Source organism: Vibrio sp. 2-1-2a (assembly GCF_032648565.1).
GTDB classification, from domain to species: domain Bacteria; phylum Pseudomonadota; class Gammaproteobacteria; order Enterobacterales; family Vibrionaceae; genus Vibrio; species Vibrio diabolicus.
In genome coordinates this window covers 163,080-189,493 of sequence record NZ_WBOH01000004.1, presented here as the reverse complement: position 1 = coordinate 189,493, position 26,414 = coordinate 163,080, and the positions used below count along the sequence as shown (strand labels likewise).

Annotated in this window: 27 protein-coding genes and 1 tRNA gene; 15 read left to right on the top strand and 13 right to left on the bottom strand. The window is 44.9% G+C overall.

The features are described 5' to 3' along the window. Window positions 1-209 precede the first annotated feature (209 nt). The 3 genes from F7Y48_RS12605 to F7Y48_RS12595 all read left to right on the top strand — a co-directional run bounded on the left by F7Y48_RS12605 (window position 210) and on the right by F7Y48_RS12595 (window position 2,051). Window positions 210-410, top strand: coding sequence for a helix-turn-helix transcriptional regulator (locus F7Y48_RS12605; RefSeq protein WP_020840053.1), 201 nt, complete (start codon window positions 210-212; stop codon window positions 408-410). Beyond that, a complete protein-coding gene (locus tag F7Y48_RS12600; RefSeq protein WP_316684379.1) occupies window positions 394-1,662 on the top strand; it encodes a VapE domain-containing protein in 1,269 nt (422 codons plus the stop codon). Before F7Y48_RS12605 ends, F7Y48_RS12600 begins: the two co-directional genes overlap by 17 nt. A 188-nt stretch (window positions 1,663-1,850) precedes the next feature. Continuing rightward, window positions 1,851-2,051, top strand: coding sequence for a helix-turn-helix transcriptional regulator (locus F7Y48_RS12595; RefSeq protein WP_257976918.1), 201 nt, complete (start codon window positions 1,851-1,853; stop codon window positions 2,049-2,051). Between the two features lie 138 nt (window positions 2,052-2,189). Here F7Y48_RS12595 and F7Y48_RS12590 read toward each other — a convergent pair whose 3' ends face one another. Genes F7Y48_RS12590 through F7Y48_RS12580 form a run of 3 tightly spaced genes read right to left on the bottom strand, consistent with a single transcriptional unit; the run spans window position 2,190 to window position 3,798 of the window. Then, on the bottom strand, window positions 2,190-2,510 hold the full coding sequence (locus F7Y48_RS12590) for a hypothetical protein (protein ID WP_316684378.1): 321 nt from the start codon (window positions 2,508-2,510) through the stop codon (window positions 2,190-2,192). Continuing rightward, window positions 2,510-3,298: a DUF4225 domain-containing protein gene (locus F7Y48_RS12585; protein WP_316684377.1), complete on the bottom strand. Its 789-nt coding sequence runs from the start codon at window positions 3,296-3,298 to the stop codon at window positions 2,510-2,512. Before F7Y48_RS12585 ends, F7Y48_RS12590 begins: the two co-directional genes overlap by 1 nt. Continuing rightward, the gene (locus tag F7Y48_RS12580; protein WP_023624872.1) at window positions 3,295-3,798 is read right to left on the bottom strand and encodes an Hcp family type VI secretion system effector; all 504 of its coding nucleotides are present in this window, start codon (window positions 3,796-3,798) and stop codon (window positions 3,295-3,297) included. Before F7Y48_RS12580 ends, F7Y48_RS12585 begins: the two co-directional genes overlap by 4 nt. A gap of 314 nt (window positions 3,799-4,112) precedes the next feature. Here F7Y48_RS12580 and F7Y48_RS12575 point away from each other — a divergent pair, with 314 nt between their 5' ends. The 3 genes from F7Y48_RS12575 to F7Y48_RS12565 all read left to right on the top strand — a co-directional run bounded on the left by F7Y48_RS12575 (window position 4,113) and on the right by F7Y48_RS12565 (window position 5,993). Continuing rightward, window positions 4,113-4,436 (top strand): hypothetical protein, encoded by a 324-nt coding sequence (locus tag F7Y48_RS12575; RefSeq protein ID WP_025768387.1) that lies wholly within the window; start codon window positions 4,113-4,115, stop codon window positions 4,434-4,436. Between the two features lie 482 nt (window positions 4,437-4,918). Beyond that, complete coding sequence (locus F7Y48_RS12570) at window positions 4,919-5,794, top strand: phage integrase N-terminal domain-containing protein (RefSeq protein ID WP_033906066.1); 876 nt, start codon at window positions 4,919-4,921, stop codon at window positions 5,792-5,794. Window positions 5,795-5,861: 67 nt separating this feature from the next. Continuing rightward, window positions 5,862-5,993: a hypothetical protein gene (locus F7Y48_RS12565; RefSeq protein ID WP_017634400.1), complete on the top strand. Its 132-nt coding sequence runs from the start codon at window positions 5,862-5,864 to the stop codon at window positions 5,991-5,993. Window positions 5,994-6,217: 224 nt separating this feature from the next. Here F7Y48_RS12565 and F7Y48_RS12560 read toward each other — a convergent pair. The 5 genes from F7Y48_RS12560 to rpsU form a co-directional block, all read right to left on the bottom strand. Beyond that, a tRNA-Ile gene (locus F7Y48_RS12560) sits at window positions 6,218-6,293 on the bottom strand. Between the two features lie 155 nt (window positions 6,294-6,448). Next, complete coding sequence (gene rpoD, locus F7Y48_RS12555; protein ID WP_005395986.1) at window positions 6,449-8,311, bottom strand: RNA polymerase sigma factor RpoD; 1,863 nt, start codon at window positions 8,309-8,311, stop codon at window positions 6,449-6,451. Between the two features lie 99 nt (window positions 8,312-8,410). Next, the gene (dnaG, locus tag F7Y48_RS12550; protein WP_258507611.1) at window positions 8,411-10,177 is read right to left on the bottom strand and encodes a DNA primase; all 1,767 of its coding nucleotides are present in this window, start codon (window positions 10,175-10,177) and stop codon (window positions 8,411-8,413) included. Window positions 10,178-10,326: 149 nt separating this feature from the next. After that, window positions 10,327-10,770 (bottom strand): GatB/YqeY domain-containing protein, encoded by a 444-nt coding sequence (locus F7Y48_RS12545; protein ID WP_005395984.1) that lies wholly within the window; start codon window positions 10,768-10,770, stop codon window positions 10,327-10,329. A gap of 27 nt (window positions 10,771-10,797) precedes the next feature. After that, window positions 10,798-11,013 carry a 30S ribosomal protein S21 gene (gene rpsU, locus F7Y48_RS12540; protein ID WP_001145625.1) on the bottom strand — a complete coding sequence of 72 codons (216 nt, stop codon included), beginning with the start codon at window positions 11,011-11,013 and terminating at the stop codon, window positions 10,798-10,800. 230 nt (window positions 11,014-11,243) lie between these two features. Here rpsU and tsaD point away from each other — a divergent pair, with 230 nt between their 5' ends. Together tsaD and F7Y48_RS12530 are read left to right on the top strand one after the other, a co-directional pair. Beyond that, a complete protein-coding gene (tsaD, locus tag F7Y48_RS12535; protein WP_046874179.1) occupies window positions 11,244-12,260 on the top strand; it encodes a tRNA (adenosine(37)-N6)-threonylcarbamoyltransferase complex transferase subunit TsaD in 1,017 nt (338 codons plus the stop codon). Window positions 12,261-12,435: 175 nt separating this feature from the next. Continuing rightward, on the top strand, window positions 12,436-13,251 hold the full coding sequence (locus F7Y48_RS12530) for an alpha/beta fold hydrolase (protein ID WP_258507609.1): 816 nt from the start codon (window positions 12,436-12,438) through the stop codon (window positions 13,249-13,251). A gap of 34 nt (window positions 13,252-13,285) precedes the next feature. Here F7Y48_RS12530 and plsY read toward each other — a convergent pair whose 3' ends face one another. Then, window positions 13,286-13,897: a glycerol-3-phosphate 1-O-acyltransferase PlsY gene (plsY, locus tag F7Y48_RS12525; protein ID WP_005379857.1), complete on the bottom strand. Its 612-nt coding sequence runs from the start codon at window positions 13,895-13,897 to the stop codon at window positions 13,286-13,288. Between the two features lie 250 nt (window positions 13,898-14,147). Between plsY and folB the strand changes: the two genes are divergently transcribed. Genes folB through F7Y48_RS12510 form a run of 3 tightly spaced genes read left to right on the top strand, consistent with a single transcriptional unit; the run spans window position 14,148 to window position 15,805 of the window. Beyond that, window positions 14,148-14,507 (top strand): bifunctional dihydroneopterin aldolase/7,8-dihydroneopterin epimerase, encoded by a 360-nt coding sequence (gene folB / locus F7Y48_RS12520; protein WP_005436044.1) that lies wholly within the window; start codon window positions 14,148-14,150, stop codon window positions 14,505-14,507. Further along, window positions 14,504-14,992: a 2-amino-4-hydroxy-6-hydroxymethyldihydropteridine diphosphokinase gene (gene folK, locus F7Y48_RS12515; protein WP_109168771.1), complete on the top strand. Its 489-nt coding sequence runs from the start codon at window positions 14,504-14,506 to the stop codon at window positions 14,990-14,992. The genes folB and folK overlap by 4 nt, the downstream gene beginning before the upstream one ends. 9 nt (window positions 14,993-15,001) lie before the next feature. After that, window positions 15,002-15,805: an undecaprenyl-diphosphate phosphatase gene (locus F7Y48_RS12510; RefSeq protein WP_006743204.1), complete on the top strand. Its 804-nt coding sequence runs from the start codon at window positions 15,002-15,004 to the stop codon at window positions 15,803-15,805. Window positions 15,806-16,033: 228 nt separating this feature from the next. Here the strand turns inward: F7Y48_RS12510 and F7Y48_RS12505 are convergent, their stop codons facing one another. Continuing rightward, the gene (locus tag F7Y48_RS12505; RefSeq protein WP_258507606.1) at window positions 16,034-17,254 is read right to left on the bottom strand and encodes a multifunctional CCA addition/repair protein; all 1,221 of its coding nucleotides are present in this window, start codon (window positions 17,252-17,254) and stop codon (window positions 16,034-16,036) included. 138 nt (window positions 17,255-17,392) lie between these two features. Here F7Y48_RS12505 and F7Y48_RS12500 point away from each other — a divergent pair, with 138 nt between their 5' ends. From F7Y48_RS12500 to ggt, 3 genes are all read left to right on the top strand, one after another. Continuing rightward, window positions 17,393-19,009, top strand: coding sequence for an ExeA family protein (locus F7Y48_RS12500; RefSeq protein ID WP_258507604.1), 1,617 nt, complete (start codon window positions 17,393-17,395; stop codon window positions 19,007-19,009). Further along, on the top strand, window positions 19,009-19,692 hold the full coding sequence (locus F7Y48_RS12495) for a general secretion pathway protein GspB (protein ID WP_005395951.1): 684 nt from the start codon (window positions 19,009-19,011) through the stop codon (window positions 19,690-19,692). Before F7Y48_RS12500 ends, F7Y48_RS12495 begins: the two co-directional genes overlap by 1 nt. Before the next feature lie 280 nt (window positions 19,693-19,972). Then, window positions 19,973-21,703: a gamma-glutamyltransferase gene (gene ggt, locus F7Y48_RS12490; RefSeq protein ID WP_316684376.1), complete on the top strand. Its 1,731-nt coding sequence runs from the start codon at window positions 19,973-19,975 to the stop codon at window positions 21,701-21,703. A 91-nt stretch (window positions 21,704-21,794) separates the two neighbouring features. Here the strand turns inward: ggt and F7Y48_RS12485 are convergent, their stop codons facing one another. The 3 genes from F7Y48_RS12485 to F7Y48_RS12475 all read right to left on the bottom strand — a co-directional run bounded on the left by F7Y48_RS12485 (window position 21,795) and on the right by F7Y48_RS12475 (window position 24,656). After that, window positions 21,795-22,406: a TIGR04211 family SH3 domain-containing protein gene (locus tag F7Y48_RS12485; RefSeq protein ID WP_031780509.1), complete on the bottom strand. Its 612-nt coding sequence runs from the start codon at window positions 22,404-22,406 to the stop codon at window positions 21,795-21,797. A 178-nt stretch (window positions 22,407-22,584) separates the two neighbouring features. After that, window positions 22,585-23,844 carry an inorganic phosphate transporter gene (locus F7Y48_RS12480; protein WP_005395948.1) on the bottom strand — a complete coding sequence of 420 codons (1,260 nt, stop codon included), beginning with the start codon at window positions 23,842-23,844 and terminating at the stop codon, window positions 22,585-22,587. 131 nt (window positions 23,845-23,975) lie between these two features. Then, window positions 23,976-24,656: a TIGR00153 family protein gene (locus F7Y48_RS12475; RefSeq protein WP_031780508.1), complete on the bottom strand. Its 681-nt coding sequence runs from the start codon at window positions 24,654-24,656 to the stop codon at window positions 23,976-23,978. A gap of 212 nt (window positions 24,657-24,868) precedes the next feature. On the opposite strand from F7Y48_RS12475, the gene F7Y48_RS12470 reads away from it, so the two are divergent. Beyond that, window positions 24,869-26,401: an inorganic triphosphatase gene (locus tag F7Y48_RS12470; protein WP_257887261.1), complete on the top strand. Its 1,533-nt coding sequence runs from the start codon at window positions 24,869-24,871 to the stop codon at window positions 26,399-26,401. Window positions 26,402-26,414: the final 13 nt, after the last annotated feature.

Here is a 26,414-nt window from a genome sequence, read left to right as displayed (position 1 = left end):
TAAAACAGTTTTGTCCACAAATTGGTTTCACTCTTTATTGCGAGGACTTTTGACGCCAATTTTTATCTTTTGTTCGCACTGCGAACATCTTCTTTTGGTTACAACTTCTTTATCAAGATCAATTAAAGCAATCGACCTCCTAAAACCGCTCCCTCCTTTTTTTTCCAAGATACTAACTCCTGTCACTTGATGAGATAAGGAGAAAGTTGATGACACATAACCGAATCATGTCCTTGAAAGAGGTATCAGAAGCCTTAGGGCGAACTCCCAAAACTATTTGGCGATGGTGGGCAAAAGAGAAAACATTTCCGAAACCCATTCTGATCAATGGACGCTGCCTTGGGTGGCGAGAGTCTGAGCTAGATAACTGGATGGAGAGTCAAGGGGGGAAAAGTGACAGCAGCAAGTGATAAAAGTCAGCCGAGCGAGTCTCAACTCGATTTTCCAGACAAGAAAAAAGAAGGGTTTAAGAAGCTTATTCTCAATACAGATGACAACCTGAGGGTACTGTTAGATCACAAAGGATACGTCCCTTACTTAAATGCGATGAACACTGAGATAGAAGTGCTCCATAACGGTAAGGTTATGCAATATGAGGTGTTAATGAGTAAGCTGATAAGCGACTGTGCAAGATTCGATGTACCAAAAGCAGCAATTGGTGATCATCTACATGTTTTGGCAAAGGAGCGTTCATATCACCCTATTGTTTTGCATCTGGCTGACTCTGAATGGGATGGCGTCGAACGAGTGAAGAAAGTTATTGGGTGCATCCGTTCTAAGAGACCTGAAGTTACGGAGCTAATTATGCGGAGGTGGCTTGTAGGTTGTATTGCGGCGCTATACGAGCCTCGGTTTAGCAGTAAGTTAGTTCCAGTGCTTCAGAGTAAGCAGTCTTTTAGAAAAACCGCTTTCTTATCAAGAATAGGTGACATCGTACAAGGGGCATTTCTTGGAGGTCGGGCATTAGATCCCCGCTGCAAAGATAGCGTGTTACCTATTATTAAGTCATGGATTGTTGAACTCGGTGAACTGGAGTCCTCAACAAAGCACAGTCAAGGTCAGCTGAAAGCCTTTATATCCCAAGAGGCAGACACAATCAGGTTGCCCTATGCGCGTACCGACCTCAAAAAACCGAGGCAAACGCTTTTGATAGCGACGGTAAACGGCCAAGACTTCTTGAAGGACAGAACGGGTAATACTCGGTTTGGTGTGATTGAACTCAATGAACCCATTGATATGACTACTGTGAATCGGATTCTCGGGTGGCAATACAACGGAACTGGCAGCCTTCGCCAAGAAGAGCCCGAGTCATTGCGGCAGTTTTGGCTGGAGGTCAAGCACATGTATGAAGCTGGTGAGCCTTGGGTACTGTCAATGGACGAGCAGGCTCTGGTTGATACGGTATCAGATAAATATTTGGATAAAGGGCGTTGGTATAAAATGCTTCAGGAGCGAATATCAATGGAGGCTGATGATAATCGAAGCCAGACTGAATGGCTTGCACCAGGCCACATTAGCCAGATCTTAGGCATACCATGTAACTATGTTGCTCATGTCGGCAGAGCTCTACAGCGATTAGCTGATGAGGGGAAAATTGAAACTCGTTACAAAGATGGCTACAGGCTGTATTTGTTTCCAAGCAGCTATCGTCCACATTTCTGAGGTTGTATGTTCATAACTTTACTTCACTTACCTCACTTAAAGTGGAGTAAGTGAAGTAAATTGAGAAAAACCAAGTTTATGTCGTTCGCACTGCGAACATCTGATCAATTCAATCAATCGACCTCTTAAAACCGTTACGCCTCTTTTTATCAAAGATACTGATTCAGTCATCAAATGAGAAAAGGAGGATGCTCATGGCAAGAGACCGAATTATGTCCCTTAAAGAAGTTTCAGATTCACTAGGTCGCAGTCCGAGGACGATCTGGCGTTGGTGGGCCAAAGACAAATGTTTTCCTAAACCAATTCAAATCAACGGACGTTGTTTGGGGTGGCGTGAGCGAGACTTTGTTGAATGGCTAGTAGAACAAGAGCATGCTTTTAAAGATTAAACTTATGTACGCGAGGCTATGGACCTCGCTTTTTTCTCACTGCGAACGTGAATTCCACTTGTAGGGATTGGCAGTTTGGTTCCGCATTAGTTAAATATTGGACCAATGTATAGGCTTACTGTTTACGAGGAACCTTAATCAAGAGCGACGAGAGATACGCTTGAAGAGTTTGCCAAACTTAGATGGTGGTAACGTCAGAGTTGTTAAGAATAAGAAAAGCATAGCGACAAATCTGTAGGTATCAGTGTAGTAGCTATTGTTTGTTTCAATGAAAAACAGCCAGTTACCAACAAACTCTTTATTAAACAATACATTATAATGCTGCCCACCAAAGTTACCTAAAATAAATAAGTATCCCAAGAAGGCAATAATATTATTTTTTTTAGAATAGAAACCTGAAAAATAATGGCAAATCAATACCCCGAGAACACTCAGTAAAATATATTCCAATAAAGGCATTATTCCTTTTCCTTAAAGTACGGCTCTAATGCTCCCTGTGCAGTAAAGTAGTTGGCTGAAAACTCTATACCTAAAGCCCCTTTACTCATGGCTTTAAATCCTTTTTCATAGTCTCGTTTTGCATAGTTAAATAGCATTAGCTGTTTAGAGTCTGGTGCGTTTGTCCAAGTTTGTACTACTTTTTTCTTATTTGCCAGACCATAAGCACTAGTAGCTAAGTCAACAGTAGCAAATGCTGTATCTGCATCTTGCTCTGATAGCCCCATATGCTTTGCTGCGATTCGATAGCCTTTTTTCATAAAACCAGTATTATTGCCGTACTTTCCTGTATATCGACCGTTCCAGTTTTGGTCGATGTTACCAGCAATATTATATGAGTTTTCGAACACGTTATTAGCTCCATGAGCCATCATTGGAGCTCCAACACCTCCACACCAAGAAGCGCCAACAATCGAGAAAACAGAGCTCGTAACGCATAGTCCATACCCAACTGAGAGCTGGCCTGCACCAGCAACTATTCCAATACTATACTTGCCTAGTTCAAATGCCTGATCGATCAAGCTTTGTCGTTCTTGCTTTACCAGACGAACAATTTTGCTCCCTACTAGAATCCCATCTCTGTAATCATTCAATAGGCATTGACCAAGAAAACGATATTCTTCCCGAAATTGATGTTGGACGGTTGGGTCTTGCAAGTGACTCATGCTGTACATGTTAGCTTGACGAAGCAAGCCTCTAACTGCAACTCTTACTTCGTCTTCTTCTATGTGCGTAGGAATATTGCTCATTGGGTTGCTTTTTCCTTAAGTTCGGAAAGTGGCTGTATCCAAGATGCAAAAGCAGCAGTGTTTGCTCCAACATGACGCCAGTTAATATCCCTGTATGAAATAGCGATAGTTTCTGTCATCTCGCTTTCGTTGAAGTCGACGACATGTGGCATATGAGATGAAACTGACCTAATTAGGGCGCCACTCAACGTTATCTCATAAAAAAGCTCATCCCCACCTTTATGATTTGGCCTATAAAAAGTCAGGCGGCATTTTAACTCTTCCCCATCGGAGCACGCTTGAGCCAATACTGGTGAAGATTTATCAATTTTCTTAACAATTTGAATTGGAGCATGGATCGAGCGGCTATCGTGTGCAATCGAATGAGAGAAAGATAGGACGGTAATCTCATCCTCATGACCTAGCTGATAGCTGTTTCCCATAGAATAGAAAGTATTGCAGCCTGTTGATAGACAACCACTCATGATGCTCTCTATAGATAGGTAAGCTTTTGTACTCATTGGTTTTTCCTGAATCTTAAACGCGCAAAAAATGCTAGCAAACTAAACTAAGTGGGTCACCTTGCATATCGATGTTCTTATTAGTTGAAATGTCCGTGAAGACGCTCTAAAAGCAGGTATTATCAAATTCGTGAAGGTCAGCAGCATTCTTTAGTTAGGCCTTAGTATTAACCTAATTACTGCTTAGAAGAGCATCTTCATTACTTTTTATTCATTGCTCTTGGCTTTGTTCACATTAAGATTTTCTGATTCGCTTATAGTGATACTGTAAGTGAATGTTCGCAGTGCGAACAAAACAACGTAAAGGGGGATGTATGGTGCAGATGGACGAATTTATTTGGAAGCGCTACATGGAAGACATAGAAGGTATGTTTAGAGATGCTGTCACGAGTTTGGACTTGCAGCATCGCGCAGTCATGGCTAAAGCAATTACGGCCATGTTAATCCAAGAGCCACCATTTAAGCTTACAGATGAAAATATAATCAATTACTTGAAATCTCCAGATGACATCAAACGTCAGATATTCGTTCAGTATGGTTACTTTGATCCACGCCTTGAATCGTCTTTGCAAGAAGCTGTCCTATGTATTGATGGTATCAAAGAACCACTGCTCAACAGCATAAAGAACGCACGTTGAAGCCCTCCTGTCACTAGCTGTGAAATAGGTAGTGACAGGAGGTATACCGCGAGCGCACCACCTTATTTTTTCTATATTCTCGTTATTTCTTTTAAGCGGGGTCACTTGGTGACAGCCAAGTGACGGCTTGGTAGCCTCATCACGTAAATAAAAAAGTAGCCGTCGCTATAAAGACTCTTCATAAATCATAAATGTTCAATAGGAGAAAGAAACGTAACCAGCATTGTGACGTCATAATGCTCTTCTCGTAGATGCTCACGCTTCTTCAAGTAGATCATGTACGACATTCGTAACTATCGATACACAAACCATCACTCTTGCCCTAATCGCCTCTGAGGCATTCATCTTACTAACCATAAGTTTGAATTGGGCTTATCACTAACCATCAGGTTCACGTGGTTTGATTACGTTTTCTCCATCATTTTTCAAGTAGATAGAGCCATATGAGCTATATGGCTCTTATTTGTTTAGGAGTAAGAGTCATGAGCAAACCAAACTTACGACACGGCCTAGTTTTGTTAATGAAGCGCAACATTGATGGGAGTTATGCATCTCAAGCTGCACGTAAAAACATCCTCATCCAAATCGAAAAACAATTAAAGAGAGGAGGGTACAGGCACTTAACTCCACATACACTTAAGTTAAAGCACGTAAAATTTTTGGTTGAGCATTGGCAAAGTCAAGGCTTAAGCGTTGGAACTATAAAAAACCGAATGGCACATATTCGTTGGGTATTCGAAAAGACTGGACGTGAGCATTTGTTACCCAAGTCCAATGAAGAGTTGGGGATAGGAAAGAGAGTTTTCAGTGACAATAGTACCAACAAGGCGAAAGAGCTTGATGAAGTAAAGTTTAACGCAATCTCAGACCCATATATAAAAATAGCGTTAGAGCTACAATCTGCATTCGGTCTGAGGCGGGAAGAAGCTTTGAAGTTTAACCCCAGTATAGCGATTAAAGCAGATAGAATTCATTTAATGGGTTCTTGGACTAAAGGTGGCAAGGCGCGAGAGGTACCAATCAGAAACGAATATCAAAAGCAGGTATTAGAACGAGCTATAGCTATTGCCCCAAGAGGCTCTCTGATTCCCGCAGGCAAAAAGTACATTCAACAGCTAAAGCACTACGAAAATACTTGTAGGAAGGTTGGGTTATGCAAGAACCATGGTCTACGCCATCAATATGCTCAACAGCGATACATAGAACTGACAGGAATGAATGCACCTAAAGCGGGTGGTTTAACTAGCAGAGAACTGAGTAGAGAACAAAAAAGTGCAGATAAAGAAGCTCGCCTTATTATTAGTAGAGAGTTAGGGCATGAGCGAGAAGAGATTACAGTTATCTATCTTGGCCGGTAAGCACATTATCAAGTTTTGTATTTTTAGGTTAAAATATAACCACAAGAACACTAGGGCGGGTTTCAATATGTTAGTACAACTTTTGGATGTAACGGGTATGACTTTAGCTCAACTTTTATTTTTAGCTCTAGTTACCGTTGGTACAATCGGTTTGCCTTTGTTAGCTATTTGGTATGATCGTAAACACGGAATTGAGTAAAATAGGCAGATAATAAAAAAGCGCCCCCTTTCACATAAGGGGGCGCTTTTTTATTATCTTATCGAATTTTCTGTTCTGCTCGTGATGGAAAAATGTTGGCAAGCTCAGCAAAGCGTCCAAAATTGTGAGCTAAGCAACTTCCTAACTACACCCACAACTACACCCAAAATCACTAGGTACAAAAAAAGCGTAGCAGGTACTAACCTGCTACGCCTTCTAGAATATGGTGGCCCCTCGCAGACTTGAACTGCGGACCAATCGATTATGAGTCGACTGCTCTAACCACTGAGCTAAGGGGCCTTAATAGGACAACGATTATAGGGGAAGCGTTGCAAGGTGTCTAGATACCAACTAGGGCAATTGCGCTTAGTTTTTATCCACTTAGCACAGTAGATAATAAAAAAGGTGACCTAAAGTCACCTTTTTTGATTTCTAAAAGCTTGTATGCGCTGCGATTATTCGTCTAGGAAGCTGCGCAGAGTCTCTGAGCGGCTTGGGTGACGAAGTTTACGTAGTGCTTTTGCTTCGATCTGACGGATACGCTCACGAGTAACGTCGAACTGCTTACCAACTTCTTCTAGAGTATGGTCAGTGTTCATGTCAATACCAAAGCGCATACGAAGTACTTTCGCTTCACGTGGCGTTAGACCTGCAAGCACGTCTTTCGTTGCCACTTTAAGGCTAGTTGCTGTTGCAGAATCTAGCGGAAGTTCTAGCGTTGTATCTTCGATAAAATCACCTAGATGCGAATCTTCGTCGTCACCGATTGGTGTCTCCATTGAGATAGGTTCTTTAGCGATTTTCAGAACTTTGCGAATCTTGTCTTCTGGCATCTGCATGCGCTCAGCCAGTTCTTCCGGTAATGGCTCACGACCCATCTCTTGCAGCATTTGACGAGAGATACGGTTTAGCTTGTTGATCGTTTCGATCATGTGTACCGGAATACGAATCGTACGAGCTTGGTCTGCGATTGAACGAGTGATTGCCTGACGGATCCACCACGTTGCGTAAGTCGAGAACTTGTAACCACGACGGTATTCGAACTTATCTACCGCTTTCATCAGACCGATGTTACCTTCCTGGATAAGATCCAAGAACTGTAGGCCACGGTTGGTGTATTTCTTCGCGATAGAAATTACAAGACGCAAGTTCGCTTCAACCATCTCTTTTTTCGCACGGCGAGCTTTTGCTTCACCGATAGACATACGACGGCTGATGTCTTTAATGTTCTGTACGTTTAGAGAAGTCTCTTCTTCAATCATTTTTAGCTTAGCGATTGAACGACGGATTTCTTCTTCGTTACGTTTGATCTTTTCAGCGTATGGCTTGTCTGAAGCAAGAACTTCATCCAACCAAGCTTCACTTGATTCATTACCAGTGAACAGCGCGATGAATGATTTCTTCGGCATTTTGCCGTATTCAACCACAGACTTCATGATCAGGCGTTCTTGAGTACGAACGCGATCCATAGCAGTACGCAGTTCATTCACTAGGTGATCAAACTGTTTAGGCGTTAGACGAAACTCGCGGAATACGTCTAGCATCATTTCATTAGCAACGGTTGCTTTCGGGCTGTTATAGCCGTACTCGTTGATTGCTAATTGAAGATTTTGATAGGTGCTGCGTAGTTGGTTGAATTTCTCTAGCGCTAATTCTGGATCGATACCTACATCTTCTTCAGAATCATCTGAATCGTCATCGCTATCTTCGTCGTCATCAACGTCTTCATCGTCTTCTTCTTCTAACTGAGATTCAGTCAGTTCAGAACCGATGTGTGTTGCCGTTGGTGCAGCGGTGTCGTCAGCATCTGGGTCTACAAAACCTGAAATAAGGTCAGTAAGACGCAGTTCTTCAGCTTGAACTTTGTCAAATTGCTCAAGAATGTACGGAATCGTACCTGGGTATTCAGCAACAGACGATTGAACTTGGTTAATACCTTCTTCAATACGTTTTGCGATGTCGATTTCGCCTTCGCGAGTTAGAAGTTCGACAGTACCCATTTCACGCATGTACATACGTACTGGGTCTGTGGTACGACCAATCTCACTCTCTACGCTAGACAGTGCAGCGGCTGCAGCTTCGGCTGCATCTTCATCGGTAATATTTGTGTCATCGTTCAGTGCTAAATCATCAGCATCGGGAGCAGTTTCTACTACCTTAATGCCCATGTCGTTGATCATCTGAATGATGTCTTCTACCTGTTCTGAATCTACGATTTCAGCAGGTAGGTGGTCATTTACTTCGGCGTAGGTCAGATAGCCTTGTTCCTTGCCTTTAATAACAAGTGACTTTAGCTGTGACTGCGGATTGTGATCCATAGACGGTATCCAACTTCGTAATCTGGTGAAGGAATCAGTATGCGAAATGCAAACCACTTACTATAACAAATTAAATCGTTGCTGACTAATTAAACAGGGTTACGCTTTTAAATCTAGCATAAGTGCTAGCAGCTCCCTTTTCTCTTCGGCTGATAAACCGACACTTCTTGCTTTGGCCTGCAGGTTTTCAATTTGTTTTTCTACGCACTGGGCAATAATTTTATCCAGTGAGTCTAAAAATATTTCTTCTTGGTTGTCCTCATCGAGTGGAATGTCCCAACTCGCGAGACGAGACAGAAGGGTCTCATTTTGGCTGTTTCGCCAATGCTCTAATAATTGGCCTGTGTTGATATGGGGATGCGCTTGGCATTTATCAAGTACATCAACAAATAAACTTAGACCAGGAATGGGTAAATCTCTAACGCTAGTTAGATCTGGCACCATACTTACGTATTGTGGGTTTTGAATCAGTAACGCGATCACTTCTCGCATCGGCGTTCGCTTGATTTCTTTATGAGGTTGAGGCCTTTTATCCTCTTTACCTTGTTTTGAAATTAGCTGCTGTAGTTGGCGTTCATCAACCAAACCCAAACGGCGGCCAAGCAGTTCTCTCAAGTATAGTCTTAAAGTGCCGCCTGGGACTTTGTCGATGAGAGGAACAGCAAGGGTACTCAGCTTTGCCATGCCTTCTTTCGTGCTCATATCGACTTGCTGAGTCAATGAGCTGAACATGAATTCAGACAAGGGCATCGCATTAGACACTTGTTGTTCAAATGCTTGTTTTCCGTTTTGTCGGATATAAGAGTCGGGATCTTCTCCATCCGGCAAAAACATGAATTTTAACTGGCGACCATCAGTTAGGTAAGGCAATGCATTTTCCATGGCACGCCACGCTGCTTCACGGCCTGCTCGGTCACCGTCGTAACAACATACGACGGTGCTTGTTTGCCTGAATAACACTTGCAAGTGATCGCCCGTTGTAGAGGTACCCAATGAGGCAACGGAATAATCTACGCCATATTGAGCAAGCGCGACAACATCCATATAGCCTTCAACCACTAAAATTTGTGGTGGCTCACGGTACGCTTGTAGTACTTCATAAAGGCCATACAACTCTTTACCTTTATGAAATATCGGGGTTTCGGGTGAGTTGAGGTATTTCGGTGTCCCATCACCTAATACTCGACCACCAAAGCCTATCACTCGACCGCGTCTGTTTCGAATAGGAAACATCACTCGACCACGGAATCGGTCGTAGCGGTTGCCTTTATCGTTTTCAATCAACATGCCGCCTGTGACGAGCATGTCTTGGTTTTCTTTATTCTGGCCAAAGTTCTTACGAACTAAATCCCATTCATCAGCCACATAGCCGATGCCAAACTTCTGGACGATTTCACCAGACAGGCCGCGATCTTTTAGATACTCAATCGCCACTTTACTTGCTGGCTGCTTGAGTTGGTTACGATAAAATTGAGCAATGCTGCCCATTAAGTCGTATAGATTACGTTTTTCACTGCTGCTTGCTTGTGGGCCTGACTGGAACGAACCATTACCGCCGCTACGTTGTTCGCGAGGAACATCTAAGCCCAAGTATGAAGCGAGTTCTTCAATGGCTTCGACGAATTCTAGCCGGTCGAATTCCATCAAAAAGTCGATGGCATTTCCGTGCGCACCACAACCAAAACAATGGTAGAACTGTTTTTCTTGACTGACGCTGAATGACGGCGTCTTTTCGTTGTGGAACGGGCAGCATGCGCCGTAGTTTTTGCCTTTTTTCTTAAGTTTCACACGTGCGTCGATGATATCGACAATATCAAGTCGAGCTAGAAGGTCATCGATAAAACTGCGAGGGATGTGTCCAGCCATAAAACCTAACAAAAAAAGAAGATGATGAGTGGAGTGAATGCTTTAAAAGAATAAGCGTGTTGCTCACTTATTTCATTCCATTCATCCAGATACAAACAAGCCGTGCGTTCCAAAGGATAGCACGGCTTGCTGCAATTGGGTGGGGTATCTTAAGCCAGTTTAGCGCGAACTAAACCGCTTACTTTACCCATATCTGCGCGCCCTTGAATTTGCGGTTTCAGAACGCCCATTACTTTGCCCATGTCTTGCATGCCAGCTGCGCCAGATTCCGCAATTGCGTTCTCGATAAGAGCCGCTACTTCTTCGTCTGTCAGTGGTTGAGGCATAAAGTCCTCAAGAACGGTAATTTCTGCTTGTTCCGCATCAGCAAGATCTTGACGACCCGCTGCTTCATACTGCGCTACAGAGTCGCGACGTTGTTTAACCATTTTGGTCAATACTGCAAGAATGTCGTCATCGTTCAGAGTGATCTGCTCGTCAACTTCACGTTGCTTGATTGCTGATAGGGCTAAACGAATAGTACCAAGGCGTAATTTGTCCTTGGCTTTCATCGCTAATTTTTGCTCTTCTTTGAGTTGATCAATCAGAGCCATAACTAAATTCCTTTTGGAGCTCAGTTATTAGTACAGGCGAACGCGACGAGCGTTTTCGCGAGCTAGCTTCTTAGCGTGACGCTTTTGAGCTGCTGCTTTAGCGCGTTTGCGAACTGTAGTTGGTTTTTCGTAGTGCTCACGACGACGCACTTCAGAAAGGATACCTGCTTTTTCGCAAGAGCGCTTGAAACGACGTAGAGCAACGTCGAACGGTTCGTTTTCACGTACTTTAACTACTGGCATATGCCTTTCACCTCAGGGGTTATTCGTTAACGCTGGCATTCAACAGACCAAATCACAATTGTTTGGTCTCTTACCAGCTTGATCAAAAATGGTGCGGAATTTTAATCCGATCACAACTACTTTGTAAAGCCTTTTGTCGATTATTGTCTGTACAAAATTTGTTTGCAGCACCAAGGCGAGGTAATATGACGCCCAAATTTCCTCTATACAGAAAGCATACTGAGAAAACCATGCGCATTATCGGTATTGAAACCTCTTGTGACGAGACTGGCATCGCGATTTATGACGATGAAAAAGGTCTGCTGTCACACAAGCTTTACAGCCAAGTAAAACTGCACGCAGATTACGGTGGTGTGGTGCCTGAGTTGGCTTCACGTGACCATGTAAAGAAAACCATTCCTCTTATTAAAGAGGCACTAAAAGAAGCGAACTTAACTTCGAAAGACATTGATGGTGTCGCGTACACCGCGGGGCCGGGTCTCGTTGGTGCACTATTAGTGGGCGCTACTATTGGTCGCAGTATTGCTTATGCTTGGGGAGTGCCAGCGGTACCTGTTCATCATATGGAAGGTCACCTGTTGGCTCCAATGCTGGAAGATAACCCACCGCCATTCCCGTTTGTGGCAGTGTTGGTGTCGGGTGGTCACTCGATGATGGTCGAAGTGAGAGGCATCGGTGAGTACAAAATTCTGGGTGAGTCGATTGATGATGCGGCGGGCGAAGCGTTTGATAAAACAGCGAAGCTAATGGGTTTGGATTACCCAGGCGGCCCACTATTATCTAAACTGGCGGAAAAAGGCACACCGGGCCGTTTTAAGTTCCCGCGCCCAATGACTGATCGCCCTGGCTTGGATATGAGTTTCTCTGGCCTGAAAACCTTTACAGCAAATACGATTGCTGCGAATGGCGATGACGAGCAAACTCGCGCAGACATCGCACTGGCATTTGAAGAAGCCGTGTGTGCAACATTGGCGATTAAATGTAAACGCGCGCTTGAGCAAACAGGCATGAAGCGTATTGTTATTGCTGGTGGTGTGAGTGCTAACCGTCGTTTACGTGCAGAGTTAGAGAAGCTAGCGAAGAAAGTTGGCGGCGAGGTTTACTACCCACGAACTGAGTTCTGTACGGATAATGGTGCGATGATCGCTTACGCTGGTATGCAGCGTTTGAAGAATGGCGAAGTGGCCGATATGTCGGTAGAGGCTCGCCCACGTTGGCCGATTGACCAACTGACGCCAGTCGCTTAATCAAACTTATGCGGTAGGTTTGAAATAGATTCACTACGATAAAGGTCTCTGCTCATCAGAGGCCTTTATTTTTAGCTATGCAATGAAAAGCTTCGTTTACACTCTGACTGATGCGAGCAGTTCGGTATCGTTTCAGTGATAGGATGGTGCGGAAGAATAAGAAATGGATATAACAATGAATAAGTTTGAAATTGAAGGTCAGCAACTTGCTTACCTTGATAAAGGTGATGGTCCAGTATTACTGTTTGGTCACAGTTATTTGTGGGGTAGCCAAATGTGGGCGCCACAAATTGAAGTTTTAAGCCAGTCATATCGTTGTATTGTGCCAGATTTGTGGGCACATGGTGAGTCAGAAGCAGCCCCTACATCGACACAGTCATTAGTTGATTATGCACAACATATGTTGGCGTTGATGGATCATTTGGACATTGAAGAGTTTTCGGTGGTGGGCTTATCTGTTGGCGGCATGTGGGGAGCGGAGCTAACGGCTCAAGCGCCGCAACGTGTGAAATCACTGGTATTGATGGATACCTTCATTGGTTGGGAGCCAGAAGTTACGTATAAAAAGTACTTTGCAATGCTTGATACCATCAGCCAAGTCCAAGCGGTGCCTGCGCCAATTATTGAAGCCGTTGTGCCGCTGTTCTTTGCCAACAACGTCGATCAGGATAACCCTGAGTTGGTCGCTTCATTCAAACGCAGTTTAGAAGACCTCAACGGTGAGCGTGCGGTTGAAGTAGCTCGCATGGGGCGCATGGTGTTTGGTCGCCGTGATGTGATTGAAGATTCGGAAAAATTCGCTCTGCCGACGTTAATTGCGGTGGGCTGTGAAGATAAGCCTCGCCCGGTTTTCGAATCGTATTTAATGAAAGACTGTATCACGGGCAGTGAGTTGGTAGAAATTCCGCAAGCGGGACACATCAGTTGTTTAGAACAGCCGGAGTTCGTCAACCAAATGTTGTTGAACTTCCTGAATCGAGTTCATGCATAACCAATGCATCCCTCTTTAAACGAAAAACTCGGCATTAAGCCGAGTTTTTTTGTGTCAGTTTCTTCTCGCCGATTTTTGGCTCGTCGCCAGACAAAAGCCGCCGAATATTTTGATGATGCTTAAATACGATTAAGCAACACAGCATAGCAACAGGTAACGTGTATTGCGGTTTAAACATCCAGGTATAAAACGGAGTGACCAAAACCGTGACGAGAGCCGCTAAGGATGAATAGCGGAATAGCGCGGCGACTGACAGCCAAGTTAACATCACTAATCCTGTTAAGTCCAAACCAATCGGAGCGATAGCGCCAAGCGCGGTTGCGACACCTTTTCCGCCTTTAAAGTGGAAAAAGATGGGGTACATGTGCCCAAGACAGGCAGCAATGGCGATGACGCCAAGAATGATAGGGTCGATACCAAGAAAGTATCCGCCCCACACGGGGATGGTGCCTTTGAGCATATCGCACAACAAGACTGAAACAGCGGCTCCTCGTCCGCCAATACGCAATACGTTCGTTGCTCCAGGGTTGTTGGAGCCTACACTGCGTGGATCTGGCAGTTTTAAGAGTCGACAGATCAAAACCGCACTGGAAACCGAACCCAGTAAATAGGCGGCCATTGTCATTATCAGTGCCAGTGCGTCCATAGAAGTCCTTGATGGATTGGAATTTAATGCTCGGTTCCCGCGTAGTTGCTATCATACCTCGAATTCACATAATGCAGAAATCCTCACTGTGATAGAGCTTGCATTATGTGATTTCTTGTATATAAAGATGCTTTCGCAGTTTATACCTAAGTAACATTGTGATGACCCAAGTAAATGTTACTTAGGTATAGAATACTACGATCAAATTACCCCTCACGGGTATCCGACCTCTGTAATAGAAGGACATAAGATGGCTCTGGATAAAGTTTTTATTGAACAATTAGAAGTAATCACCACGATTGGCGTGTACGACTGGGAACAACAAATTAAACAAAAGTTGGTTCTGGATATCGAAATGGCGCACGACAATAAGCCTGCGGGTAAAAGTGATGATGTGCAAGATGCGTTGGATTACTCGCAAGTGAGTGAGGCGGTACTGAACCATATTGAAAATGGTCGTTTTCTGTTGGTTGAGCGCGTAGCCGAAGAAGTGGCAGAGCTTATCATGCAGCGTTTCTCTGTGCCTTGGGTGAAAATCCGTTTAGCAAAACCTGGTGCCGTGCCACAAGCACGCGCTGTTGGTGTCGTGATTGAGCGAGGTCAAGCATGATCACCACCTATATCGGTGTTGGTACGAATGTAGAAAGAGAGCAACATGCGCTCGCTGCGTATCAGGAGCTGCTACAGCTTGGAGAAAGTCTCCTCGTATCGCCGGTATATGAATGTGAACCTATTGGCTTTAGCAGCCGGAACTTCTACAACTTTGTCGTTGCAATGCGTACCGAGTTGTCATTAGAAGAGTTGAGTCATCAGCTACGTGAGATTGAATTTAAGTGGGGACGCGAAGAAAATGCGCAAAAGTATCAGGATCGAACACTGGATCTCGATATAGTGTTGTTCGGTGAATGCGTCTCCAAGAAAAAACCTGAGCTACCTCGCAGTGATATTTACAAATATCCTTTTGTCACAAAGCCTCTGTATGATCTCGAACCTCAATTAGTGATCCCAGGCGATGGACGCACAGTCGCAGATATTTGGCATGCAATGCAGCCAGTCGATTCACTCAAACCTGTTTCTTTTTCATTTTTAATTTGAGTTGTTTACATGAGTTATTTTGAAGCCTTTATTCTGGCTCTGATTCAGGGTCTGACAGAGTTTTTGCCTATTTCGAGCTCAGCCCATTTAATCCTGCCCTCCGCCATTTTGGGATGGGAAGACCAAGGTCTAGCCTTTGATGTTGCTGTTCACGTCGGTACATTAATGGCGGTAGTGATCTATTTTCGTCATGAAGTGATCACTCTGTTCCAGGCATTATTTGCTTCGATCTTTAAAGGAGATAGGAGTAAAGAAGCAAAACTTGCTTGGATGATCGTGATTGCGACGATTCCAGCTTGTGTGTTCGGCTTGTTGATGAAAGACATCATTGAAGTGTATCTACGTAGCGCTTATGTCATCGCGACCACAACGATCGTATTTGGCTTGTTGCTTTGGTGGGTAGACAAAAACGCTAAGTTGGTTGCGGATGAATACCAAACGGGTTGGAAGAAAGCCGTGTTTATCGGTATTGCCCAAGCCTTAGCGATGATTCCTGGAACGTCGCGTTCAGGGGCGACCATTACGGCTGCACTTTACCTCGGCTTTACTCGAGAAGCGGCTGCGCGCTTTTCATTTTTAATGTCGATCCCGATCATTACATTAGCTGGTAGCTATTTAGGCATGAAGCTAGTGACCAGTGGTGAACCTGTCCATATTGGCTTCTTGCTGACTGGTATCATCACATCGTTTATCAGTGCATATATTTGTATCCACTTTTTCTTAAAGATGATTTCACGAATGGGCATGACACCGTTTGTGATTTACCGTCTGATTCTAGGTTTCGGTTTGTTTGCGTTCTTGCTTAGCGCCTGATAACACGACGGATTGGCAGCTTGCTTAACCGCAAGCTGCATACCTAAACCACAACGTCATTCTGAACAGCGACGAAGGAGCGAGGTTCAGAACCTTCTCTCCGAGTTTCTTGTGGCGTTGGCCACTTCTAAAACTTCCCTGCGTGCTGATATTAGATTCCTAGTCTCGCTAAGGCCCGCTGGAATGACCTGGCATGAATACAATTCGGTTAATTAATCTGAGCTCAGATCATTTATTCAAAGCGACTCTTACCGCTTCAATCCGTCTCTTTTCTTGTTCATCACGTATTGCCGGGCCTTTAAATCCATCCTTAATGATGCTCTGAACATCTACGGCGGCTGCGGCTTGATAAGCGTGGGTAAAAATCTCAGCTTGAGGATAAGGCTTCTCTTCTAACCCTTTTCGACCTGCATGGTCAGCCTGACAGCATATTAAAATATCTTCTAAGCGCTCAGCTTTGCGCCACACATCGAATTTGTTGAGTATTTTTATGATGGTTTGCGGCTTTAACTCGGCCGCACGATGGATATTGGAGTGCTGTTCGCACACCATCAAGGCTAAATCACGAAACTCATTCGGCACCCGGACACGCTCGCACAGCTTTTTGATCAGTTTTAATCCTGTATGACAATGCATTTTGTGGCTTGGCCATTCGCTCTCTGGTGTCACCCCTTTGCCCAAATCATGCACTTGGGCGGCAAATCTGACGGGGAGTGAGTCACTCAATCTTGCGGCTTGCTCTGCCACCATCAAAGTGTGGATGCCCGTATCGATTTCTGGATGCCATTTTTCTGGTTGAGGTACGCCAAATAGTGCATCAATTTCAGGTAGAACAACGGTCAATGCACCACAATCTCTTAGAACCGATAAGAAAATATCAGGGCGAGGGGTGGAGAGGGATTTATGCCATTCTTGCCAAACACGCTCGGGAGTCAGTGTGCTCAGCTCTCCAGATTCTGCCATGTGGCGCATTAACTGCATGGTTTCGTCGGCAACCGTAAAGTCTAGATCAGCCAGCTTGGCAGCAAAGCGAGCGACACGTAAAACGCGTAGAGGATCTTCGACAAAGGCGTCTGAGACATGACGTAGTAGTTTATTATTGAGATCTTGCTGGCCGCCGTAAGGATCATGGAGCTTACCTGCATCATCCATTGCCATTGCATTAATGGTTAAATCACGACGAATTAAATCTTCTTCTAAGGTGACACTTTGATCAAAGAAACACTCAAAGCCAGTGTAACCAGACCCTGACTTTCTTTCCGTTCGCGCAAGTGCATGTTCTTCTTTACTTTTTGGGTGCAAAAATACAGGAAAGTCTTTACCAACGGCGGTGTACCCTTGGGACAGCATCGTCTCGGGAGTCGCACCTACGACCACCCAGTCGTTGTCATAACTATCAATTCCGAGCAATTTATCTCGAACTGCGCCACCTACTAAATAAACTTGCACGAATTACCTCTTAATTTGTTGATATGCCGTTGGACATTGTAGCAAGCAATGGTACTTTTCTTTACTCCCGAGAGTAGATGCAGCTATGTTTATATTATATCTGACTATTCCCTGGTGGTTTTTTAGCTGGAGAGCCTAATGTATAAGGACTTTTTTGGGTTTGTAGAACAACCATTTTCGATTGTTCCAAACTCACGTTATTTGTATTTAAGCCAACGTCACAAAGAGGCAATCACACATCTCCAAGCCGGGCTAGGCGATGGCGGTGGTTTTGCTATGCTTACTGGCGAAGTGGGTACAGGCAAAACGACCGTCGCAAAAGCGATGCTGGCGAATTTAGGTGATAACACCAAAGCGGGTCTGATCCTAAATCCCACGTTTTCGAGTCGAGACTTGCTCGAAGCTATTTGCGATGAATTCAAAATTACTTACCCGCCAGATGCAAACCTCAAACAGCTAAACCAAGTGATTCACAAATACTTGCTGCGTAATTATCGCTCAGGCTGGCAGACATTGCTGGTCATTGATGAGGCTCAACACCTTGCTGCCGACGTTTTAGAGCAGCTACGTTTGTTGACCAACTTGGAAACCGATACCAGAAAACTGCTCAAAGTGTTGTTGGTCGGACAGCCTGAATTACAGCGGTTATTACAAACGACGCAACTACGCCAGCTCGCTCAGCGCATTACTGGGCGTTATCACTTGTTGCCGTTGGATGAAAAAGAGACAGAAGATTACATCGCGTTTCGATTACATACGGCAGGTGGTGACCAGCAACTGTTTAATCGTGCTTCTTGTAAACTCATTGCCAAATACAGTCACGGCATCCCGCGCTTGATTAATCTTATCTGTGATAAATCTCTCAACATCAGTTATCACCAAGGTAATGTGGTGGTGGATAAGCAAACTGTTCAGCAGGCCTGTGAAGAGGTGATGCAGTTTCAGGCAGATATTTATCAGCAAGATAAAAAAGAGCGCCGTACTTTCCGTTGGCCTGCTTGGGGCTCAGTCACGGTGGGTCTTATTGCTGCATTGGGTACGGGGTGGGCTGTCGTGAATTATATGCCAGCTCAAGCAACGTCAGTGTTGGCGCAAGTGACCGCACCAAGAGAGGAGCCAACGCCAATAGTCGTCAACCAACAATTGACAGATGATCAGCGTGACTTATTGTTAGCACAAAAACAGTCGAATCTCGCCGTGAATGATTTGTATCGTTTGTGGGGTTATCAAGCATCGGTTCGCGACAATCTTTGTTTATTAGAGCCCCAATCGACCATGCGTTGTGAGCGTAAAATGGCGACCTGGCCGCTGCTGATGCAACAAAATCGCCCTGTGATTTTGGAGTTGAATTATCAAGGTGATGTTGGGTATGTCATTTTGTACGCCGTCGGCAATGACAAAGTCGAAGTGCTCAATGGCAAGCAGCGTCTGCGTCTGCCTATTTCGTGGCTAAAGCCGATGTGGCAAGGCAATATCATTGAACTGTGGCAAGCGCCGTTGAAAGAGACATTACGTTTAGACATGGAAGGCCCAGCGATCGAAGTATTAGACCGACTATTAGCAGAAGCGGTAAGTGAGCCACTGCTTGAAACGTCTATTTTTGATGGTGCGATGAAAGAGCGAGTTGAGTTATTCCAACGTTGGCAAGGTATTGGGGTCGACGGCATTGCAGGTAAGCGGACGCTAGATCGTCTTCAACAAAACGTGCAGCCAGATGCGCCTCAACTGGCACGAATCGAGAAGGAGGACGCATAATGTCAGCCATGAAACATATAGGTCTGTTCTTGCTGCCAATCACCGTTGCTGCAATCGGAGTTGCTTGGTATTTAGATCTCCTTACGCCTCATGCTGAAGCTAGTACTTCCGCCCCTAAGGCTAAGATGGAAGCGGAACAACCGTTCAAAGCATTGGACTATCCTGAAACTACTCAGTTGGCGCAATTGCCAAGAGAGTGGCCAAGTGCAGAGCTGTCTCGTGATTTTGGTACGTTTGCAACATCTGATGAATACGTGAGTAATACAGCAAACAAAGACGAGATAGAAACATCTGTATCAACTCAAGGCACTTCAGTGGTTGAAGAGGACCTAGGTTTGTCTCTGGATGATCTTGACTTGTCCTCATTATCTCCTGATTTAGCGCGAAAGGTCGAAAATGCGTTATCCCGAGATGATGCGCCTTCACCACAAACGGTGCGCGTGAACGATTTAGAGCGCAACGCTCATCAATGGCAAGGGCGTTTACCTGCGCTCAATTTGCAAACTCACATGTACGCCAGTGATGAAAATCGCCGCTGGGTGAAAATTAACAATGTTGAATATCATCAAGGAGATGTTGTTGATGGGCAGGTCACATTAAGAGAAATACAACCGCAAGCGGTGATTGTCGAGTTCCAAGGTGAGCAAATTCGTATCCCAGCGTTGTATGAGTGGAAAGGGTAGCCGTTTTTTATAGTAAATCATCAAGCCAGCGAGGTCATGTCGCTGGCTTTTTTTGTTTCTCATAAGGTCTTTTTTCATCTATTTGAGTGATGATTTTTAGGGACTCACACAAGCTAAATATAGCTTTTCTCAGTTGTTTAAATTACATCAATATCAGTCATGTATTAGTAGAATGACTCCAGTCAGCGTTGTGTAAAAAAACGCCATATTGACGAACTTCGTCATCACGACCAGGTCCACGTTAGACCCCATGAAATAACAGGAGTCTACACAGAGACACATGCGTATTCTGATTTTTTCTTTAAGTGTTGTTGCGTCGTTAAGTTACGCAGCAAAGCCGATCCCTTTCCCTATAACACCAGATAATAACGGACAAGATTTTATGGTCAGTGCGACCAACCCTTACGTGAGCAGCACTGGTTATTCAATATTGAAAGAGGGCGGGAACGCCGTTGATGCCATGGTCGCGATGCAGATGGTGATGTCTGTGGTTGAACCGGATATGACGGGAATTGGAGGCGGTACTTTCGCGCTGTTTTATCAACATGACAAGCAGAAGTTTTTAGCCCTTGATGGGCGAGATGAAGCGCCGTCTAGCGCTCACCCTGAGATGTTTATTGAAAATGGGAAAGCACTCAGCCGCGATGAAATTTTAGGGCCTCGCTCCGTTGCAGTGCCGGGCACCTTACGTCTGCTTTATTCCACTCATGAGCAATACGGCAAATTACCATGGTCTGAGTTGGTTCAACCTGCGATTAAGCTCGCGCGTGATGGGTACGCGATGAACAGCTATACCTATGATATCGTCGTGCGAGAGCAAACGCGTTTGCTTCGCGATCCAGAAATTAAAGCCTTGTATTGGCAAGATGATGAAGTGAAGCCAACAGGGACGTTAATGAAGAACCCTAAAATGGCTGAGACGCTAGAGAAAATAGCTCAGCAAGGCGATCGCTATTTGTATGGTGGTGCACTTGGTCAACATATTGTTGATACGGTGAATCGTCGTATTAACGATCAGCATGAGAAATTGTCGTTAGAGGACTTTAAAAACTATCAGGTGAAATCTCGCGATATTATTGAAAGCGATTATCGAGGCAACAAAATAGTTTCGTTTGGTTACCCGGCCTCTGGCGGTGTGATGGTCGCTCAGAGTCTTGAACTGCTTGCACCCTATGACATTGCCCATATGGCGAAAACGGATGTAGAGCCTTGGCGTTTAATGACCGAGGCGATGCGCTTAGCAAAAGCTGATCGTATTGCGTATGCCGGAGATCCGGATTATGTGGAAGCACCAGTTGAACAATTGTTATCTAAAACCTATTTGGACCAGAGACGTGATTTAATCCCTGATAATGGCACCTCGAAAGAGAATCCAAAAGCCGGACAGATAACGCAAACTCAGTATGCGCAATATCAAGGCTTCGAGAGCAAAGATACAGGGCACATTTCTATCGTTGATAGGGAAGGTAATGCGATTGCTATGACCAGCACCGTTGGCACGGGAATGGGATCTGGTGTCATGGTTGATGGCGTTATCTTGAATGCACAAATGGCAAACTTTTCACCTCAACCAACGCTTAACGGTAAGCCTACTCAAAACTCGATTGAAGCGGGTAAGCGTCCACGCTCAGCCATTACGCCATTAATGGTGATGGACAGTGATGATAACTTGCGTTTGGTTGTCGGTTCACCAGGAAGTTCGCAAATCCCGGGGTATGTACTCAAAACCGTGGTTGGCGTGCTGGATTGGAACTTATCAGCGCAAGAGGCTATTGACTTACCAAACATCCAGTACGGTACCAAGATAGACCGCACGAAGCCGTATGACCCAACAGGCTTGCTGGTGGAGAAGAAAACCTTCGCAGAAATGTTGGTGCCGGAGTTTATGGAGCTTGGCTACCCAGTACACGTTATTCCAGTGGTAAGTGGTTTGAATGCAATTGAGCTAAAAGATGGCAAGCTTTATGGCGCAACGGATCGTCGTCGAGCATCTAGTTCAATGGGGGAGTAGTGCAGATTTCCGTAAAACTAAGCAAACAAAAAAGCCAGTCGAATATCGACTGGCTTTTGCATTCTTTTTTATAGATAAAAGGGCTAAGGACTTATGCCCAACCCGCAGGTGAACGTTTTCTACGAGGCATGACATGCGGAAGAATCAAACCAAATAGCAAACCTAAACCTGCAACACCGCCGCCATAAGTGAAGTACTTAAGCAGCATGTCGTCTTTTTGTGTATCCAGTTTAGCGCGCAGCTCGCGGTTTTCTGTTTCAACAGAAGTAAGCTGGTCGCTGATCTCAGAGTATTTATTCTCAAGATCGGAAATTTGTTGGTTGCGCGTTTCTAGAGAGGTAACAAGGCCGGCTTTCTCTGCATCAGAAGTTTTACGAGCGTTAGCAAGCTGCTCTTTCACTTCTGCTAGCTCTTTCTCAATGCGAGGAAGGCGAATCGCCATGCTTTCTTGGTTTGTCACAAACTTGCTTTGTACCCAACCAGTACGACCGCGGTCATCACGAACTTGCGTATAGCCAGTATCTCGGTTGGTTTTAATAAGTTGTACTTTAGAACCGGCATTAACACTACCAATAATACGGTAGGTGTTATTTGGACCTGAGTGCATAAAAGTGAAGAGGTCATCAGAAATATAACGGTCTGCTGCTAGGGCCGCTGGCGCTGCTAGCAAAGTAAACAAAACCGTGATGATTAGTTTTTTCACAGTAAATCCCTTAACGATTTTTCTTGGAGACAGCGTTGGCACCGAATGATTGGAGCCGGAAATAGACGAATAGTATGCAGTTTCAAACTTCGGTGCAACAAAGAAGGGAGGCAAAGCCTCCCTTTCTGTGCGTTTGAGTCAATAATGACAAAGCGCTTACATTCTATTGACGAGTGTCTTAAGCGAACATCGCTTGAAGTCCGTAGAAGAATACAACGGCCAATAGTGCACCTGCTGGTAGTGTAACGATCCATGATGCCACGATGTTACGAACCACGCCCAGGTTTAGTGCCGCGATACCACGAGCAAAGCCAACACCGAGAACCGCACCAACCAATGTTTGAGTGGTTGAGATTGGCAGACCAGTACCAGAAGCTAGAACAACAGTACAAGCGGTTGCTAGCTGAGCTGCAAAACCACGGCTAGGAGTTAGCTCAGTGATACCTGTACCAACGGTTGCCATTACTTTGTGACCCAGTGTCGCAAGACCGACCACGATACCAATACCACCAAGAGGTAGAATCCACCAAGCGATGGTGCTTTTCGTGCTGATTTCGCCCATGTGTTCAACAGTCGATACTACAGCAGACAGTGGACCAATGGCGTTTGCAACGTCGTTTGAACCGTGTGCAAATGCCATTGCACAAGCGGTGATAACCATCAGAACGCTGAAGATACCTTCCACGCCAGAAAAGCTGCGGTCTTCTTCGCGATTAGCGAATTTTTTCTGGATGTATACGTAGCCGCCAACCATCACGAGTGCTGAAACTGCTGCTGCCCACATCCAAGCTTCGCCATTGGTTAGGTGAAGACCAACGTGTTTTAGACCTTTTTTGATAGTTACAAGTGCAATCACCATTGTTGTGATGAACATGTAAACAGGAACAAAACGTTTGGCGTTGAATAACGGGTTCTCAGTATCAAAAATCAGACGTTGTGCGCTGACAAAGATAACGTAAGCAAAGAAACCTGAAATCACAGGTGTAATAATCCAGCTACCAACAATGCCTTGAACGCTGCCCCAGTCAACCGCTTCAGTACCTACTGATACGCATGCAAAACCAATGATTGCACCGATGATTGAGTGAGTCGTAGATACTGGCCAGCCCATGTAAGAGGCAAGAAGTAACCATGTACCCGCAGCCAAAAGAGCAGACATCATACCGTAGACAAGAACGTCAGGTTGACTAGCAAATAAAGAAGTTTCGATTACACCTTTACGGATAGTGTCGGTTACTTCACCGCCTGCAAGGTAAGCACCTGCAAATTCGAAGATCATCGCAATGATGATAGCTTGTTTTACGGTTAGCGCTTTTGAACCTACTGATGTACCCATCGCATTAGCAACGTCGTTCGCGCCAATACCAATCGCCATCATGAAACCAAAAATCGCTGCAACAATAATCAGGACAGTGCCGTAGTTCGCAAGGATATCCATCGTAATACCTAGTTGTTTTATAACAAGCGGAACAAAATTTTACGCGCGCCAAACCATAAGACGATGAAAATAGTCATCGTCCCTATGACACGTGTTCATTATGCTCTTCGTTATGTCGTTAACTTTATGTTTTAAGATCGAGATAGCATGACTTCCAAACGAGCACCTACGCGCTGCGCTTGGTCGGCAATACCACCTACCCATTCAAGAATCTTGTACAAGAACATGACATCGATAGGGTTCATGTCAGACTCAATCGCCATCAACTGTTGACGAAGTTCAATCTGCATAGCATCGGTATCATCTTCGATGACATCTAATTGATGAATCATTTCAGCGACGAGCGTCACTTCACGACCTTTGAAGCCGGTTTCTAGCAATTCATCAAGTTCATTGATTACCTTTTGCGCCTGATCGGCCGCATCAAGACAACGTTGAACGTAAGCGAGGAAGTTTGGTTGGAGAGCCTCAGGAATGACAAGTTGACGACCATATACACGGCCAGCAATGTCTTTTGCCAGGTTTGCAAGTTTGTCCTGCTGAGTCAGAAGCTCAAGCATGTCAGTACGGTCTACTGGCATGAACAAACCGCGAGGCAGTTTTAGACGGATTTCACGTTTCAGCACGTCCGCTTCTTTCTCTAGGTGAGAAATTTGTGCACGGATTTCAGATGCTTTTTCCCAGTCACCCTTTGAAGATACTTCAAAGAATTTCACCAAGTGTGAACAACATTCGTTGACACACACAACGTGGCGTTGCAAAGGCTTAATTGGGGACTTTGCAAATAACCCCATAATTGTATTTACTGGCATGGTCATTCAACCTAATAACTATAACCTTAAAAAAACATACACCATTTCTGAGTGCTTGGCGAAATGTTGAACGATGGCTATAAAGGCGCGCATGGTAACGCATTAAATCGCTCATTAAAACTGTTTTAGATCATCATTCCGGCGATATTTCTCTCTTGCCGTGCGAGAAATTACGCAATATCCTGTTTCTATCTGCTTTGAAAGGTATAGCTATGGAAACCGAAATAGAACTGAAGTTTTTTGTTTCTCCTGAATTTTCAGAAACTTTAAAAGAAAAAATTTCTGAGACAAAAGTACTTCAGCATAGTTGTCGTGACTTGGGTAACACCTACTTTGATACCGCCGATAAATGGCTGAGAAAGCACGACATTGGTTTAAGAATTCGCCGTTTTGATGATGTATTCGTCCAAACCGTAAAGACAGCAGGACGCGTCGTCGCAGGCTTACATCAAAGACCAGAATACAATGCTGAGCACACTAGCGACGAGCCTAACCTGTCGCTTCATCCTGTAGACATTTGGCCGCCAGGTAAAGACGCAGAAACGCTGCAATCTGAGCTTATGCCGTTATTCTCGACCAACTTCACACGTGAACAGTGGCTGATTGGCATGCCAGACGGTAGCCAAATAGAAGTGGCGTTTGACCAAGGTATGGTCGTAGCCAAAGGTGAAGATGGGGAAGAGAAACAAGAACCGATTTGCGAAGTTGAACTGGAACTTAAATCGGGCCAAACCGATGCCCTATTTACACTAGCACGTAGCTTTTGTGAGCAAGGTGGCATGCGTTTGGGTAACTTGAGTAAAGCGGCGAAAGGCTATCGACTTGCAAGTGGCTATGCAGGTGATGAAGTAAAATCGTTGGCGCTTGTGGACAGTAGCCCGACGGATACCGTTGAATACTGCTTGATCAACTCTTTAGAACACGCCCTATCTCACTGGCATTATCACGAGCAAATTTATGCTGAGCGTGACAATGTGGAAGCGCTACGTGAAATCAGCAATGCCATTCGTTTTATTCGTCAAACATTGACCATTTTTGGTGGTGTTGTCCCTCGTCGCGCGAGTGCGATTCTGCGCCAAGAGCTCAAATGGTTGGAAGAAGAGCTGAGTTGGTTGGATGAGCATGCACACCTTGAAGAGCTCTTAGATGACAAAGGCAACGTGCTGCGTAAGTTGGATGCGCGTAAGTTCTTAGTATCTGAGTTGACTCAGCAGTTACAAGAGCTGCCAAGCCGTGAAGAAGTGCTAGGGTTGCTCAATTCCGCGCGTTACACCGGGTTATTGCTGGATCTTAGTCGCTGGATCTTAGCGCGTGGCTGGCAGCCGTTTCTTGATGAAAAAGCGCGCGAAAAAATGGCAAGTAATATCATGCCGTTTTCAGTCACTCAGCTCGATCGCACTTGGGCAGAACTAATGGAAGCTTTCCCTGCAGAGCGCGACCTGACGGCGCAAGAGTACGTTGATCAGCGCTATCGCTTGCTGCGTAATCTCTATACTGGTATTGGTTTCGCGAGTCTATATAACTCGGATGAGCGTAACAGCTTCCGTTTGCCATGGGCGGATCTGGTGCATGGTATCGATGATCTGCTAATGCTGAACCACTTGCTTCCGTTGGTAGATATGCTGGAAGACGCAGAAAAAGAGCAGTTAGAACGCTGGTTGCACCGTCAAGAGCGTTCAATTTTGCATGCAATGGATCAAACCCGAGCGATCAGTGTGGAAGTGCAGCCTTATTGGCGTGAATGATCACCTTGAGTAC